Raw genomic sequence first — 14,953 nt, forward strand, 5'->3', positions numbered from 1 at the left:
CCACACTAGGTACGACCGATGTGCTCACACCTTCCTGTCGGCGATCGCCTTCGCTGCAGCCTTCATCTTCTGGATCAATGAGTCCTGACCCTAGCGCCGGCAGTGCGCCTACTGGATCCCACAACCGTCTAACCGCCGCTTCGTCGGTTTTTGGTTCATGACAAAGATCGTCCTGCAAGGTTCCCACATCATGCCGGAGCAACACCTCCGGCCCACATGCCGGATATGGCTGCAGCAGCGGCTTGCTGGGGCCTTCACCTCTGGGCGGCGCCGTAGGATCCTGGCGCCCCAGCCATCTGATTTTTATTCAACGGAATCAGTTACTTATGACGATTTCAGTTTCTTGATGTGAGGCACTCTAGGTCACCTTTTTAGGTGCTATGGACTGCTATTTTTTAGGCTTCGGCGAAGCAGGTCTTGGAACAGGAGCACTTGTCATCGTCACACCGTTTTGAACGATGACTGAAGGTCTCGGTGGCGTCGGGCTCACTGGTTTAGCCATGTTTATATCCGTCCTTATGATTGTCGACGATTAGCGCTTTGGCGGTCGAGGCTGTGGTGGCGGACCTATAGGGGTTCCTGTTCCCGGCGTCGGCCGTGGAGGAGATGGCGAAGGCCTAGGTGGCGGAGCAGCGGGACGTGGGGGTAAGCTCATATTACTTCCCTGTCGTAGTTGGCGTTTCGGCAACTGGCGAGGAAACCGGAGCGGCTGGCGCCGGGACTGCTGCGGCTGGACTTGCTGCGACTGGACTTGCTGCGACGGGCGCCGAGGTCGGGAACAATGGTCGCGGTATGGGTTGACCGGGCATGAGTGCTCCGTGTGTCGATATTTCAGAATTAGAGATAACGGCTGTCACGAAAGGATTCACAGTAGGTTTGAACATCTTAGACCTCATTCGCCCTGATAGGCAAAAATCAGCAGGCAAATTGCTCCCATCGCGAACAAAATACCAGACATTGAATTTAATTTACGCGTTACTTTGTCCCAAAACTTGGAAACCTCCACCTCCCAGTTTTGAGTTCTCATGCACGTGTCCAAGCGCTCTATTGCCACTTCTGCCGCCTTAGAGCTAACGAAGTAGGAAAGGACATTGAACAGAATGGCGAAGACGAACAACGTCCATGACACCACTAAAAATCCAAGAGCAACCTTTATATTTTGATCATGAAATCCCTTTAGAACTACAAGAGAAAAAGCCAAGGCGCCCGAGGATAAGGTCAGGATTGACTTATCGAATGATGACGATTGCTCAACGCGGATTTCGTCCAATCGGTTCCTGTGAGCATAGTATGTCTCCCAGTCCAAACCTGCCGGAGGTTCCGGTGCTTCAGTGCCGTCGCTCATCTCAAACGTCCAACACGAGTGATTCGCAACTAGCTTAGTCGAAAAGGTCGCGCGGCGCTTCGGGTTCCGGCCCGCGCGGGCGACACAGGCGATCATGCCTGTTCCCGATGTCGTCCTGTCGCTATGGTCGAACGAATGCATAGCGTGGGGGTATCGATGGGTTTCTTGATTCGTGATTGTGTTCGCTGCGGCGTGAAGAGCGTGCAAATGATCGCTCGCGGCTTCGTGCAATATGACGGTCTCAATTCAGAAATATTTATGGTGTGTCAGTCGTGCATACGGGGGAGCATCTATCACGGACAACCTCAAAGCAACCCAGTCGAGGAACGTGGAGCGTTAGACGCTCAGAGAAGTTATCACCATGATCCGATCATCGTTGAATTCGCGGCGCCGACTATTTCAACGAGTGTTCCTGATCGTGTGGCAGACCTTTTCAGGGAAGCTGCAATCAGCCGGCGGGCACATCGCTACGAGGCTGCTGGGGCTATCTTCCGCAAAACGATCGACGTTGCCAGCAAGCACTTGTATGCCACCGATGAGCGGCTGAAGGACCGAAAACCAGCCGATGCCCTCAGAAGCCGCTTGAAGGCGCTGGGCGAGCTAAAAATTCTTGATGAGGAAATTGTAGAGCTAGCTGACGTTGCTGCCCTGGACGGCAACGACGCCGTCCACGACGTTGACCCATACACGGCCGCTGAAGCGGAAGCGCTAGAAGACCTAACAGCTGACCTACTTGACCGTCTGTTCGTGCGTCCGGCCAAGCTGGCGGCAGTGAAGGCCAAACAGATCGCGGCGGGGCAACGAAAGAGCTGAGGGGAGAACATGGCTACACTCACCGGCAGTTCCGCCGATATGGAGCTACAGGCGAAGCGCCTTACGGAGGGCGAGCTGGTCGAGATTTCCAGCTTGAATGATTTAGCACCGGCGCTGAAAGCGAGGGCGGAGCTCCAGCGGAGGTCTAGCGAGTATAACGCTAAAATACTGTTCTGGGCTCGTGGTGCTGTTGTCGTAGCCGTGATCGCGATAGTTGCGGGCCTTTTTGGTTGGGGCGATCTCAAAAGACTGGTGGGCTTGGCTCTCAATCCCAGCCAGCCAGATTTCTACAAGCTCACGGTCACCAAGGTTGTCACCGGACGTGACCCTGCCAAGTTTGACAGAGAATTCAGTTCAATCGCCGACTGTAATGCGGCGCAACGGATAGTGCTTCAACAGGCTGCAATGTTCGCTGCAGAAGCCCGGGCCATTGAGGAAGAGAACAATGTCAACATTGACATTCCTCAAGTAGCTGCCGTGTGCGGGAAATAGGAAGGGCGCGGTTTGATCCCCGCCCTTCGCATGTGTCATGTGGCTGTCGACGGGATACCGTCACCCGGCAGTTAGCAACATACCTAGTTCATGAGTGTCACAAAGCGTAACTCTCACCAGTGCTTTTGAACTCGCCGAACGTGACATGCGCGACGTGCTCGATAACACCCCTGGTGTCGAGGCTATCGAATAGGGCCTTTCGGTCATCGGCAGTGAGGGTTGGCTATCCGTCAGGCCACCTGTCGCGTTTCTGCCTGGACGCGGATACGCGGCTTGGTTCTCGTCGAGCAACCCTTGGCGGCTCCAGGCGTGCCCTCGAAATCAGGGCTAGCCTCTAACCAGTCTCGGCTTTTCGCCGCGAACCACTTCTCGTCAGTAGCACACGGTCTGTTGGCTCCAGCACCCCGGTGGCTATAGAAGCCAAGTTTGCTAGCGATGTTGATCCGCTCTCGCTTAGTCCCGATCATTTCCTTGACCATTGTGTCGGTGAGTCCCGGCCACGGGTCGCGAGGTGCCCCGACAATTGCCGCGAGGGCATCAATTGCGAGGTAACAGTCTTGCACTTGGGCTAACAGGCGATCAGCAATCAGTTCGGTTACCCCGTAGTCCGGGTTGTTTCCTGCGCGTCGGGCGTCGTCGATCTCGGACCGCACGCGGTCACGAATAGCATCTAGGAATGTGGTCATTATGTTGGAAATCCTTTGTCAGCCGACAGGAGCGTCGACATTTACCCTGTAGCGGTCTCGCTGCTCTCGATTTCGAACACACTGTTCATTATCTGTTGACAGACGGCATAGGCTTCACGCTGCCGGCCATATCTCAGTGACCATGCGCCTGGACCATCTGTCAGGCTCACGTCTGCCAGTAATGGCGCACGGCTCGATCGCGGCGAGCGCGCCAGAGCGAGCCGGCCGTATGTGTCGTTCGGAATGGGTGTCCAAGCGGAATCAAAGTTGCCAGCGGACTACCGATAGCGCTCCTTAAAAGCGCCCATATAGGGGCAGTGCCGTGAGCTTGCCGGCGTCGGCTGCTTTCCTCTTAGCGCGGTAGCGCTGCTTCTTTTCGCGTTCCTTGGCTCTCTCGTGGTTGGTCCGGTCTTCAGCCGCCAGGCTATCCAGTCGTGCATAAGACCGAACTGTGCGCCCTTCGGCGGCTGCCTTGGCATGATAGTCGGCTCGGGCGGTCGCTCTCCACACTGCCCGCTGGGCGTCGCCCCGCTGCTCAAACCACCTTTGAGTGCTGGCGTTGGACCTATCCTTCCAATCCTGGACGAGCTTTCTCAACGGCAACTTGGGCGCTGGATCTGCGCATGGGAGCATAGGTGGTATTACCTTCGACACGATTGGGTTACGGCTTGGCGGGGCCGACGATCGATCTAACTACGGGCGAATGTGGGCGACACCAGTTAGGTGCCGCCCGATTCCGCCAAGAACCGCAATCATTCGAGTGCGACTTCAGTATAGCAGAGTCTGAACCCCGATGGAGAAAAAGAGGAACTATTCCTACGATGACGACTGAGCCTGGCATAGGTGTGTCCACCGTTTCCTCAACCGCGTTGGCAGCAGAGGAATGTCCACCATTTTCTCCTTAAGTAAGTAAGTTAGATAAGACAGTAAGAAATAAGAGAAGAACTTCGTTGGAAAATGGTGGACAACACGAAGCGGTGGTAAGCCCGTCTACTCGGGCGCTTCGCGCCCTCCCTGCGCGGCCTTCGGCCTTGCCCGCGCTTCGCGCGGCCTAACTTTCAGTTCGGACCGGATGATGTAGCTTTCAACCCTTCCGGTCCGGGAAAACGCTTCCGGTTCGACGCTAACGGTTCCGGTCCCCTCTGACGGTCCACAGAAAAGGCCGCGCAGGCCGGCTGAGTCTCTTGGTGCTGTCGGATGCTAGGAAGTGGCTGAAATCATTGGCGGCCTCTGGCGGCGCCTGTATGACTCAAACAGAGGCTAGGCTGTTTCTGGTGAAAGTCGCGGTCTTAGAGGTGTTCGACGTCACACGTCAACCATTGCCGCTATAGCTAGAGGAAATGGTGGACATTCACCGGTCTGGCTTCAAACGCCAATCTTATGGCTGAGATTGGAGGAAATGGCGGTCACCTTGCCGCCGCCTGTCGCCTTCGCATATCGCCCGCACGGCTAAAGACTACGCACTGCCGTTCCTGCACCGGAACCGCCCCCAGGATCGTCATTGTTTCGATCGTCGCCAACCTGCGGCCAGGGCTTCGTCTTCGGAACAAAACCACCGTTCGCCCTTCGCCTCAGAGATCTTCGTCACGCCATAAAATTTCTGCCCGGGCATATGATAGATTCGCTCGCCGTCGGCCGAAATGTTGCCCTTGATGTTGCACCCACCGTTGCCCGCCGCGAAGAGAGGTGCGCTGGCCGACTGTCCACTGTCGCGATGCTCGGCGCGCCAAGCCCACGGCGCCTGAAACGTTCCGACCCATAGCCCGACCTTCGCCGCTTCTGCCTTCACCTGCTGCGACGCATAGGCGCCACGGCTGTAGCGGGGCCAGTCGAGCGCCTGCCCGTTCTCCACCATCCATGAGCCGACGCTGGCGCCATCCGCGCGCCGGCAGTCTCCAACAAAGCGGCCGTAGTGATCCCAGGAGACAAAGCTGCATTGGACCGGCCTCGATTCGGCCAAGAACCCGTCGAGTGCTGCTGCGGCCTTCTCGCCGCATTGGTAGCGAAAGCCCTTGGCGTCGTCGCATTGCTGACCTGACTCGGGCGCGTCGATGCCATTGAAGCGAATGCGCTGTCCATGGATCTCGATCGTGTCGCCGTCGATGACTGAAGCCACCCCGGCGATCGGTGCCGGTGTCGACCCAATCCAGTGAGACAGGTTGAGGTCGGGAGCGCTTTCACTGTGCTGCACGACGAACTGCGTCACATAGGCGGCCATTGCAGCGAGCGTAACGAACACGAGCCGCTTCGGAACGCCTGCCAGCAGGCGTGCGCGCAGCCACTGTGCGCCTCTCCGTTTGCGCCATTGGTCAGACCGATTGTCGTATCGGTATTTGTCCACGCCCTATACTCCCCACAGGGAGGATGCTACCGTTGCGACATGGAGTCTAGAGAACTCTCAGATCGGCTTTTCGAGCAGCGGCGTCGAGCCTTTCCGACGGAATTTCCTCACCAGATGGACCGTCTCAGCGTCGACCGTGACGCGGCCGAGCGCCTGTAGCGTTACCCGGCCTAGATCGTCGTCAACGTGCACAACTTCGCCCTCGAATCTCATCTTGTCGCCTGGGCTGGCCTTCGGATCGATGATCGAATAGGGCAAATTGGCGGTCGGGATATGCAAGGCTACGCGCTCCTCGATGCGCTTGCCTACCGTTGCGATGATCGCCACCTTGTCACCGATATTGATATCCCGCGGCATGGAGAGGATTGTGGAGCGGCGCGCGTGGTTGTCAAGAGGTTGCTAATATATGCCCGACAGCGATCTAAACCGAGCGCGCCGGGCTGGACGCCGTGGAAGGCAGGACCGAGCGAGATCGTTACAAAATCGTAATTAGGCGGCCACAAGTCTGCCAGGAAGCAAACGGAAGAGGGAGATCCTTTTGACAGGAGCCCTCGTCGGATGACCTCTGCCGCATACACGTCGACCCAGAAGTTTTTGCACTGGTCTCTCTTCGTGCTCGTCCTCTTGCTTTACGCACTGACCTACGGCGAGAACCTGTTGCCTCGTGGCGATCCTACCGTCGAATCCATCTGGCGGCTGCATATTTCGTTTGGCCTTCTGTTGGCTGGCCTGGTGCTTTGGCGGGTCGTTCTGCGCGGCCTGAGAGGAGCCCCCGGTTTTCCGGATGAGATGTCGGCTCCAGAGCGGGCGGCGGCCAAGGTTGGCCACCTTGTCCTCTATGCATTGCTGATTGCGATCCCGGTCCTAGGCATCCTTTTGACCTGGTTCAGGGGTGATGAGTTGAGCTTCTTCGGCCTGTTTACGGTCCCGGCTCCATTTGCACCAGATCGAACTACGGCTCGCACGATCCGAGAACTTCACTCATTGTGCGCGGATGGCATTCTGATAGCGGCCGGCCTGCATGCCTTGGCTGCGCTTTACCATCATTTCGTCCGACGAGATGCGATTTTGACAAGGATGCTTCCGAAGGTGGCAAAGTAAGGCTCCGCTATGCAATAGAAAGCGCCTGCGGTAACAGTTGATTCAACCATTGCTGGCATACTAGAGGAGTGTGGTGGCAGCTCCGACACTGGGGGGTGCTTGGGTGCCGGAGCCGCCTGCGCAGTCCGGTTGGGGTTTGACCGCGCCGTCCTATTCTGGGACAGCGCGGTCAACGATTCGTTAAAATGTTCCAGAACTAATTAAGCACGTGCTTATTGAATCGCGGTTTTGCGAGTCAGTGCATGCGTTTGAAGTTCATCCCGCCCTTGATGCCGGCCCTGGTGGAAAAGCCTCCCGAGGGTGACGAGTGGATTCACGAGGTCAGTTCGACGGCTACCGCTCGCAGATCTCTCGGCGCGTGAACGATTCCCGTTTTCAGAAGTTGCTGGCACATGCCAGCGCCAGAGCCCTATACTGCGACTCCGAGCGACCGAGCCTTGGTTGTTTGGAAATTAGACATCGGCGGATGATTGCCGCCTTTATTAAAGGTCTAAACTAGTGTCTCCAGCAGAACGCAAACGACGAGAGCGTGTTTATACTGTAAACAATACGACTTGGCCGTGGAGGGTTTCTCGGCTGATAGTATTGCGGGGCTTGGCGCTGGTTCACGACGGAATAATGGGTGCTGCCGCGATGTTGCTTTCGCTCGTGTTGAGGCTTGATTTCGATATTGTCGTTCAAAACCTGACGTATTTCCTTGGTGCAGCGGCTCTATTCGGGGTCATTGTCAGCGGCGTCGGTTTCTTGTTTGGGCTGAACCGTGGTATTTGGCGCTATGCGTCGCTGACGGATCTCCTGGCAATCACCTATGCTGCTAGCGCGTCCGTCGCTAGTTTCACAGTGGCCCAGTTCCTGCTGGATCGACTGGGCTCGATTCCCCGTTCTTCGATCTTGATCGCCTGGGCCTTCCTGATCGTGCTGCTAGCCGGGCCGCGTGCCGCGTATCGGCTCTATCGCAATCGCCACGACACCGGTCGCTTGTTCGATCGCGGCACCTGCAAATTCGTGCTGCTGGTTGGAGCCACCGACAACGCCGACGCCTTCCTGAGGACCACTAAGGAAAGAGATAATGCGTCATTCAATATCCTCGCGATAATCGACGAACGGGGGCGCAGGACCGGACGTTCTATTCGCGGGGTTCCAGTGTTGGGTCCGCTGGAAAGACTGCCGCAAATCCTCAATCGATTTGAGGCGCAGGGGCGCCGACCCGAAGCGCTCATCCTGACGCGTTCCCGCGAGGACTATCAACAGCACGCCAGCATCGAGGCGTTGGTGGAGATTGCGGCGCAGCAGAAAGTCGAAATCCTAAAGCTCCCGAACCTTCTCGATATGCAAAGCATCGATGCTGAAATCGAGCCGCGTCCGATCAAGTTGGAAGATCTCTTGCATCGGCCGCCCGTTACACTTGATGCGCCTAAGATCGCGTCGATGATCGAGGGCAGGACCGTCATGATCACCGGCGCGGGCGGTTCGATTGGATCCGAGCTGGCACGACAGGTTGCGGCCCTGAACCCACGCGGCCTCATTCTCGTGGACGCCAGCGAGCACCTTCTCTACTCTATCGAGACTGAACTCACTGGCACCCGCCCGAGCCTCGAGTTGCATGCCGCCCTCTGCAACGTGCGCGAAAAGGACGCCGTCAACAAAATCGTCGCCGCCCATAGGCCCGAGGTGCTGTTCCACGCAGCAGCACTCAAGCATGTGCCGATCGTTGAGGCTCAGCCACTTGAAGGCCTTTTCACCAACGCGATCGGGACGCGTAATGTCGCTGAGGCCGCGCTTCGTGCCAACGTCTCCACGATGATTATGGTGTCGACGGACAAGGCTGTGAATCCCGCTAGCGTTATGGGCGCGACCAAGCGGATGGCGGAGATGTTCTGCCAGGCGATGGATCTGGACTCGGCGGTCAACGGCACACGTTTCGTCACCGTTCGGTTCGGCAACGTCCTGGGCTCGGCCGGATCCGTGGTCCCGCTGTTCGAGAAGCAGATCAGGGCCGGCGGCCCTGTGACAGTTACCCATCCGGAAATGGAACGCTTTTTCATGACAATTTCGGAAGCCTGCCTCCTCGTCCTGCAGGCGGCGGCGCATAGCCGCGAGCGGCAGCAGGAGCGCGGCCGAATTTACGTTCTCGACATGGGCTCGCCGGTGAAGATCGTGGATCTTGCTCGAAATCTCATCCGTCTCTCGGGGCACCGCCCGGACACCGACATTCAGATAGTCTACACCGGGCTTCGGCCTGGGGAAAAGCTTTGCGAGGAACTCTTCGACGACAAGGAAACCTTGAGCGGGACCGGTGCGTCGGGGATCCTGGCCGCATCTCCACGGTCGATCGAGGGAGCGCTGATCGTGCGCATCTTCGACGAAATGAAGCGCAGGATCGACGCCCAAGATTTGCCCGGCGCCTTACGGCTTCTGAAATCGACCGTCGGGGAGTTTATTCCGGGGAGCGAGATTCACCTGCTGATGAGCGGGGAGGACTCGGGCAAGCACTGATCCTTTCGCGGTGCCACCTGCGAAGCTGACAATCGGAAGCCCCTCATTCGCCATCGCGCCGGTTGCCTGCCAGAAGTGAGGGCAGGCGGCGCATCGTCTTTGAGAATCGGCGCAAGGCCATGAAGCGGGGCCGCCGCCGAAGGGCGTGAAGCGGCCGGGGACGCAATGGGTCAAGCCGGGGCTGATCGGCCGCGTGCCGCGTGAAGCACTTGCGCGCGAGGAAGATTTGCGGCATGCCTCGCTGCAAGGCGTCTGTCCGCGACGTGCTGGTCCGAAATGCAGACCGCAAATCAACGCTCATGACCGACGAGTCCAACTTCTACTCGATCACCGGACAGGAGTTCGCCGACCACGCAACCGTCAAGCACACTGGCGGCGAATATGTTCGCTACGAGGCAGACCGCATCGTCCACACCAACACGATTGAGAACACCTTCTCAGTTTTCAAGCGCGGCATGGTCGGAATTTCTTCAGCATTGCGGCGAGGCTCATTTACACCGCTACTTGTCGGAATTCGATTTCCGCTACAATCGCCGCACCGCTCTTGGCGTCACCGACACCGAGCGCCACGACCAGCTGCTTGCCATGATCGAAGGCAAGCGCCTTACCTATCGTCGGATTGGTGAAGCCAGTCACGCCTAAGCAGAAGGCTCGCGCTTTCCTACGTAGGCGAAAAGTAAAATCGAAATGACATTCACCACAAGAGAGTGCGGCATGCACTTAACATGCTGCACCAAAACCAATTTGACTGCGACTCACCTATCAATGCCAGCCAATAAGAAAAAACTAGGCCGCCCGCAAAGATAATGGTTATCGTAGCTAGTTTGGCGACAGACATTTCGACAACCTTTGGGGAGGGAAGCGACGTGACCAAAAAAGAAGAGATACTGCCTATCGGCTCAACCAAGACGGACTTAGCAGTTAGCGCCCTAAAGGGCCTCGCTGGAATTATTCCCGGTGTTGGCTCGATTGTCGGCGAGATAGTTGGCCAAGTGATCCCTGGACAGCGCATGGACCGTTTAGAGCTATTTGCAAAAAGCCTGCATGAACAATTCAAACAAATAGACGAAACCCTCAACAAAAAGCATTTTGACAAAGCAGAAAAAATTGACCTGTTCGAAGAGGGTGTAATTCAATCTGCCCGCGCTATATCGCAAGACAGGATCGAATACATTTCTAAAATAGTCGCATTTGGATTGACCGGTGAAGCGCAGGAACGCATCCAAGCTAAGAGATTGCTTGGAATTTTGGAATCTCTAGACGATGATCAAGTTATTATTCTGTCTAGTTATTTGCACAAAAACCGCGACGATCAGGCATTTAGGACGACTCACGCGGATATTTTGCGGCCAGTCCCAGTGCATCTACGTTCGGATGCCGTTGAAGTTGACAAAGGCACCCTCCATCAACTGGCTCAAACGCAATTACGAACCTTGGATCTGATCAGCTATCGCTACAGCAAACCAGCAAAGGGGCAATTGCCGGAGTTTGACGAGAAAACCGGTATGATGAAGGCCGGTTCCACTAGCCTAACGCCTCTTGGTCGGCTTTTGCTTCAGCGAATCGGCTTGGCTGGGACGCGAGACTACTGATCGCCCCTCATCCTTTTTCCGGTTTCATGCTGCTTAGGCGGCGTTTTCAGCATCCGCTCCAGCGTCTCGTTGAACCGCCGGTCGTCATCACTCGTTTTGTTGGATCAGCCATGGGTAAAGTGCCCGAACATCTCAAATATCTCAGCCACACAGGCGCCTATGCACCGAAGCGGCTGAAGCTCATTGGCCAAATTAACACGGATTGGAACCTCTGTGAGCAAATGATGCAAATCGCCATTTGGGGCCTCGCCGGTTTCGATTACGAGATGGGCGAGTGCATCACCGCTGACCTATCGAACGTCTCGCTGCTGACCTTGTGCAAGAATATTTTGAACAGGTTCCATTCCGAAGACGCCAACACCCCTTTCTTCCTTCAGGTTTGCAATCTTTTCGATGAGTGCCGACAGGGACGAAACGCTGCGTCGCATAGCCTGGTGCTCGCTGATGAGAGCGGTTTTGAAGTTTTTACTTCATCCATGAAATCTGGGCGCGGCAATCTAGGTCTGCTCCCGGGACCAAAAGAAACTATCGAGCTAGATGTTATAACCAACGCAATCGGCTATCTGTTGGAATGTTTCAACGAGTGCATGTGCCTCCTGCACGACGAGCCGCTTCCATCGCGCGATAAACGTCTTCTGCCAGCGTATACGGAACTGCTGCGAGAACTTCGTCTAGCGAGGCAAACACACGATTTCCCGCCGCCACCATCTGAGGTGTGACCTCGATTCCGTCTAACGCACATCGAATTTACTTTGTCACGTATATAATTAGGAATATAATCCTTCGTTGCGGCGAACCCCCTTCAACGGAGATCGCCATGTCCAAGACCCTCGCCGACACCCTGGCCGCCCGAGAAACCATGTATGTCCATTGCGGGCATCCGGCCTGCTGCAAATCAACGAAGCTCGACATTCAAGCGCTTATCGACCGGCTCGGGCCGGATCACGGTTCTATGCATTGGGATGTAGTCCAGCTGTTCGGCTGCCCGGATTGCAAGGCTGCCGGCCGCGATCGCCGGCCGGCGTTCTTCAACTGCATTCGTGACTACGAAGGCGATCGGCAGCGGCGCAACCGCGACTGGAAACCGACGTTCGATCGGGGGGCTTAGGGACTTCAGTCTTAGTTGAGCTACTGCTAATATGCATTTAGCTTGGGCAATGCGGGGGACTGACCCGCAACCACCGGTGCGGCTCGCTTCACCCAAGCATCCCCCGCACCGGCCATTCCCCCACGGTAGCAACAGGCTGCCGAACTGGCGCGCGGAGGCTCAAATGGCCGGCGATAAGCGCAGGCAGGATGCTATTCACGACCACCAGGTCGAATATTTCGCCTTGGAGAACGGTTTGACACCGGACCTCGCCTGGGAGTTGATCCTAAAACACGGTAACAGCCGCAAGGCCGTGATTAAAGCTGCGCAGGGATTGATCAGGCAACACACGCTCGATCAGCCAGATGACCGATAAGCCGGTGACCACCTACGTTGTGTGAGCGCGGCCCGCTTCCCGGCGGGCACCAGCAAAAACGATTAGGCGCTATGAAGATCATGATCCAGCAGTTTCACGGTTGGCTCACGACGGTATTCAGAGCTAGCTCTATCGATGCCTTCGACAGTGATCGCGAACGTCCCGTTTTCGGTCCTGCCGATCCATCCCTTTGCTTTCAGATACCAGAGATGAAACTCGAGGTGTTCACGCGGACAGCCTGATATCCGCTCTAGTTCCGTGTCGCCAATACCGGGACTGTTAACGTCTTGTCGGCGTTTTACATAGAGAAGCGAAAGCACCTTGGCCTGCGTTACAACTTCTCGTTCGATGCCTTTATTGCCAGTAATTTCTTCTACCAACTCGCAGCGAAGTTTCAAGTTTTCTCTATATTGGATGTCATACTGTGCCCGCTTAGCTGGCTCTTTCAGTGTATTATGCGCCTCTACTATTTCGCTGAAGCGCGTTTCATCCCCGGTGCCCCGATTGTCTGGATGGAAGCGCATGGCAAAATAACGAAAAACCCGGTCGATCGTTTCCGAGTTAGCGTTCGGGCCAATTTCCAGTGTCTCGTAGTAGTCAATGAACAAAGATGCTCCCCTCCCAGCGCTATTAATAAAGCACCCGCCGAACGGCACCGCAATTTGATCGTAAATAAAGGGTTAATAGCCGCCTCTGCGGCCCCCTACCAGCACCGCAAGCCGGCTCCCCGCTACGGAGCGCTTTACGCCTACGCCAAGAAGGCAATGGAGTGCTCGCCATATCGCCCAACCCAATATGGCGAGCACCCGAGTCAACCGACGATGAGGGGACTCGGCTCGTCGGTTTCCTGTTAATGAGCGAGAATTCCTTCTGTTTCGCTGTTGGGACCTTTGCGCATCCTCATGGGACTTCAGTCGCAACTGCGGCGTGAAAGGACAACACTCGTTGATAACTTCGGCTCCGCTACAGCGGCATTCCTCATTGGCGTTTCAGCTATGTGGATCTCGGACATCCTGTTCGAGATGATCGTGCGGAAGTTCAAGCCGACGCCGGAAGAGTGAGATGTGGGCGACCTCGAAAATGATTGGCCTTTAGGGGAATCTTTTTTTAGCGAAGCAGCGTATGGTCGCTTTTCATAATCGGAGCGGCAGATGCAGAACACCTCTCACGCGGTCATGTCCCAGCGTTTCGAAGCAAACGACAGCACCGACAACTTTCCCACGCCACCCTGGGCGACGCGCGCGCTTGTTGAGCACGTCATTGGCGACTTGCGGGAACTTCGCGGTATGACTTGCTTAGAGCCAGCGTGTGGGCAGGGGCATATGTCGAAGCCACTCGCTGAATTTTTTGGCGATGTCCAATCGTCTGACGCGTATCACTACGGGTTCGGTAAGATCCGGGACTTCCTCGAATATCCGTTCGAAGCCGGCTCTCACGATTGGGTAATCACCAATCCGCCATTCCGCCTTGCGGAACAATTCGTCGACAGGGCGCTCACGGTCGCGCGCGTCGGCGTTGCCATCTTAGCCCGCACAGTCTTCCTCGAAAGTGTCGGACGTTACGAGAATATCTTCCTGCAACGGCCGCCGACAGGTTTCGCCCAATTCGTCGAGCGCGTCCCTATGGTCAAAGGACGGCTGGACCGAAAGGCGTCGACCGCCACCGGGTATGCTTGGTTTATGTGGGATAAGCGCAAGCAGGGCGAACCGCCCAAGCTGATGTGGGTTCCGCCGTGCCGGAAGGCACTAGAGCGCGAAACGGATTATCATTAGACCGGCTTCGCTCGTGCGCGGCCGGCATCGGTCAGTTTTAGGCCCCCGTCGATTTCTTCTAAGAAACCGGCGTTTATGTAGTTGCCGTCCGCGTTCTTGTGAGAAGTGATGTTTCGCACACGCTGCTGCCAGACGTGTTCGGCAGGACGGCTATCAGATTGGGCCATGTCTTCATCGGTCAGCGTCAGAATCTTTGGGATTAATTTGAACAAGTTGGAGAACTCGCCTTCTCCGCTTTTCCTTAAAGCCAAAATTGATAAAACGGCCTCGGCAAGTTCGTTTTCCGTCGTCCTGTTCATGTTGTCTGGCATCATACCCTCTCTGTTTTACTCCGCCGACACTTCTCGCTTGTTGAACCTGTGTCAACACCACTTGGGCATCCGTTTGGCGCAACCAACCCCTCCGCCGCTCGTTGACCCTATGCTGGCATTGATCCCCAGCACTTCAGACCCTTGCCCGCTGCCGAAAGGTGGCGGGCTTTTTGCGTTCATGGCCCGAGATCCAGCGGACGAGTAAGGCGATGACGAACCCGCTCTCATGAAAGGTTCATGAACGCCCGCTAATGTTAGCCCCTCGGGAAATATTAGGTGGACGACGATATGCCGAAGCGCGAGGCTTACAGCCTACAGCGCATTGAAGATGGCCGGTCCATCCCCGTTGCTGTGTTCTATTCGAAGGCAGAAGCGCTCACCATCATCCCCAGCTTGGACGAGCGCTACCGGCTGATGCTTGGTGACAGGCAGATATGGCCCAATGAGCCTTCATCGGGTCGTCATAGTGGCAAGGCAAATTAGGAACGCCGAATGAACCGATCCCCTCAATTCGGTGGTTCCCAAGACCTCCCTAGCCCGG

Annotated in this window: 16 protein-coding genes and 1 pseudogene; 11 read left to right on the top strand and 6 right to left on the bottom strand. The window is 56.3% G+C overall.

Annotation, left to right across the window (positions count from 1 at the left end):
• Nucleotides 1-892: 892 nt before the first annotated feature.
• The gene (locus HNQ71_RS33660; RefSeq protein ID WP_184879180.1) at nt 893-1,345 is read right to left on the bottom strand and encodes a hypothetical protein; all 453 of its coding nucleotides are present in this window, start codon (nt 1,343-1,345) and stop codon (nt 893-895) included.
• A gap of 156 nt (nt 1,346-1,501) precedes the next feature.
• Between HNQ71_RS33660 and HNQ71_RS33665 the strand changes: the two genes are divergently transcribed.
• Both HNQ71_RS33665 and HNQ71_RS33670 read left to right on the top strand, forming a co-directional pair.
• A complete protein-coding gene (locus tag HNQ71_RS33665) occupies nt 1,502-2,158 on the top strand; it encodes a DUF4145 domain-containing protein (protein WP_184879183.1) in 657 nt (218 codons plus the stop codon).
• Between the two features lie 9 nt (nt 2,159-2,167).
• A complete protein-coding gene (locus HNQ71_RS33670; RefSeq protein WP_184879186.1) occupies nt 2,168-2,650 on the top strand; it encodes a hypothetical protein in 483 nt (160 codons plus the stop codon).
• A gap of 230 nt (nt 2,651-2,880) precedes the next feature.
• On the opposite strand, the gene HNQ71_RS33675 is transcribed toward HNQ71_RS33670, so the two are convergent.
• The 3 genes from HNQ71_RS33675 to HNQ71_RS33685 form a co-directional block, all read right to left on the bottom strand.
• Entirely contained in the window at nt 2,881-3,336 is a 456-nt protein-coding gene (locus tag HNQ71_RS33675; protein ID WP_184879189.1) for a hypothetical protein, read from the bottom strand.
• Between the two features lie 1,498 nt (nt 3,337-4,834).
• Complete coding sequence (locus tag HNQ71_RS33680; protein ID WP_343068326.1) at nt 4,835-5,677, bottom strand: thermonuclease family protein; 843 nt, start codon at nt 5,675-5,677, stop codon at nt 4,835-4,837.
• Nucleotides 5,678-5,734: 57 nt separating this feature from the next.
• Nucleotides 5,735-6,034 carry a hypothetical protein gene (locus HNQ71_RS33685; protein ID WP_184879192.1) on the bottom strand — a complete coding sequence of 100 codons (300 nt, stop codon included), beginning with the start codon at nt 6,032-6,034 and terminating at the stop codon, nt 5,735-5,737.
• A 201-nt stretch (nt 6,035-6,235) separates the two neighbouring features.
• Here HNQ71_RS33685 and HNQ71_RS33690 point away from each other — a divergent pair, with 201 nt between their 5' ends.
• From HNQ71_RS33690 to HNQ71_RS33720, 7 genes and pseudogenes are all read left to right on the top strand, one after another.
• Nucleotides 6,236-6,778, top strand: coding sequence for a cytochrome b (locus HNQ71_RS33690; RefSeq protein ID WP_184879195.1), 543 nt, complete (start codon nt 6,236-6,238; stop codon nt 6,776-6,778).
• Nucleotides 6,779-7,396: 618 nt separating this feature from the next.
• The gene (locus HNQ71_RS33695; RefSeq protein ID WP_184879199.1) at nt 7,397-9,274 is read left to right on the top strand and encodes a polysaccharide biosynthesis protein; all 1,878 of its coding nucleotides are present in this window, start codon (nt 7,397-7,399) and stop codon (nt 9,272-9,274) included.
• Nucleotides 9,275-9,519: 245 nt separating this feature from the next.
• Nucleotides 9,520-9,916, top strand: a pseudogene (locus HNQ71_RS33700) (transposase); the annotation flags it as partial.
• 224 nt (nt 9,917-10,140) lie between these two features.
• A complete protein-coding gene (locus tag HNQ71_RS33705; RefSeq protein WP_184879203.1) occupies nt 10,141-10,866 on the top strand; it encodes a hypothetical protein in 726 nt (241 codons plus the stop codon).
• Nucleotides 10,867-10,976: 110 nt separating this feature from the next.
• A complete protein-coding gene (locus tag HNQ71_RS33710) occupies nt 10,977-11,585 on the top strand; it encodes a hypothetical protein (protein WP_184879206.1) in 609 nt (202 codons plus the stop codon).
• A gap of 98 nt (nt 11,586-11,683) precedes the next feature.
• A complete protein-coding gene (locus tag HNQ71_RS33715) occupies nt 11,684-11,974 on the top strand; it encodes a hypothetical protein (RefSeq protein ID WP_184879208.1) in 291 nt (96 codons plus the stop codon).
• A 163-nt stretch (nt 11,975-12,137) separates the two neighbouring features.
• Nucleotides 12,138-12,329 (top strand): DUF3606 domain-containing protein, encoded by a 192-nt coding sequence (locus HNQ71_RS33720; RefSeq protein WP_184879211.1) that lies wholly within the window; start codon nt 12,138-12,140, stop codon nt 12,327-12,329.
• A 62-nt stretch (nt 12,330-12,391) separates the two neighbouring features.
• Here the strand turns inward: HNQ71_RS33720 and HNQ71_RS33725 are convergent, their stop codons facing one another.
• Nucleotides 12,392-12,937, bottom strand: a complete 546-nt coding sequence (locus HNQ71_RS33725) for a DnaJ domain-containing protein (RefSeq protein WP_184879229.1) — start codon at nt 12,935-12,937, stop codon at nt 12,392-12,394.
• Between the two features lie 543 nt (nt 12,938-13,480).
• On the opposite strand from HNQ71_RS33725, the gene HNQ71_RS33730 reads away from it, so the two are divergent.
• Nucleotides 13,481-14,101 carry a class I SAM-dependent methyltransferase gene (locus HNQ71_RS33730; RefSeq protein WP_184879232.1) on the top strand — a complete coding sequence of 207 codons (621 nt, stop codon included), beginning with the start codon at nt 13,481-13,483 and terminating at the stop codon, nt 14,099-14,101.
• Here HNQ71_RS33730 and HNQ71_RS33735 read toward each other — a convergent pair.
• Nucleotides 14,098-14,412, bottom strand: a complete 315-nt coding sequence (locus tag HNQ71_RS33735; protein ID WP_184879235.1) for a hypothetical protein — start codon at nt 14,410-14,412, stop codon at nt 14,098-14,100. The genes HNQ71_RS33730 and HNQ71_RS33735 overlap by 4 nt on opposite strands.
• Nucleotides 14,413-14,688: 276 nt before the next feature.
• On the opposite strand from HNQ71_RS33735, the gene HNQ71_RS33740 reads away from it, so the two are divergent.
• The gene (locus HNQ71_RS33740; protein ID WP_184879238.1) at nt 14,689-14,895 is read left to right on the top strand and encodes a hypothetical protein; all 207 of its coding nucleotides are present in this window, start codon (nt 14,689-14,691) and stop codon (nt 14,893-14,895) included.
• Nucleotides 14,896-14,953: the final 58 nt, after the last annotated feature.

This window comes from Mesorhizobium sangaii, assembly GCF_014207355.1.
In the GTDB taxonomy this organism is placed as follows: Bacteria; Pseudomonadota; Alphaproteobacteria; order Rhizobiales; family Rhizobiaceae; genus Mesorhizobium; species Mesorhizobium sangaii.

Coding starts and splice junctions, on each gene's coding strand:
- HNQ71_RS33665 (WP_184879183.1), top strand. CDS start 1,502: ATGGGTTTCTTGATTCGTGATTGTGTTCGCTGCGGCGTGAAGAGCGTG.
- HNQ71_RS33670 (WP_184879186.1), top strand. CDS start 2,168: ATGGCTACACTCACCGGCAGTTCCGCCGATATGGAGCTACAGGCGAAG.
- HNQ71_RS33735 (WP_184879235.1), bottom strand. CDS start 14,412: ATGCCAGACAACATGAACAGGACGACGGAAAACGAACTTGCCGAGGCC.
- HNQ71_RS33715 (WP_184879208.1), top strand. CDS start 11,684: ATGTCCAAGACCCTCGCCGACACCCTGGCCGCCCGAGAAACCATGTAT.
- HNQ71_RS33710 (WP_184879206.1), top strand. CDS start 10,977: ATGGGTAAAGTGCCCGAACATCTCAAATATCTCAGCCACACAGGCGCC.
- HNQ71_RS33720 (WP_184879211.1), top strand. CDS start 12,138: ATGGCCGGCGATAAGCGCAGGCAGGATGCTATTCACGACCACCAGGTC.
- HNQ71_RS33660 (WP_184879180.1), bottom strand. CDS start 1,345: ATGAGCGACGGCACTGAAGCACCGGAACCTCCGGCAGGTTTGGACTGG.
- HNQ71_RS33695 (WP_184879199.1), top strand. CDS start 7,397: ATGGGTGCTGCCGCGATGTTGCTTTCGCTCGTGTTGAGGCTTGATTTC.
- HNQ71_RS33685 (WP_184879192.1), bottom strand. CDS start 6,034: ATGCCGCGGGATATCAATATCGGTGACAAGGTGGCGATCATCGCAACG.
- HNQ71_RS33730 (WP_184879232.1), top strand. CDS start 13,481: ATGCAGAACACCTCTCACGCGGTCATGTCCCAGCGTTTCGAAGCAAAC.
- HNQ71_RS33675 (WP_184879189.1), bottom strand. CDS start 3,336: ATGACCACATTCCTAGATGCTATTCGTGACCGCGTGCGGTCCGAGATC.
- HNQ71_RS33690 (WP_184879195.1), top strand. CDS start 6,236: ATGACCTCTGCCGCATACACGTCGACCCAGAAGTTTTTGCACTGGTCT.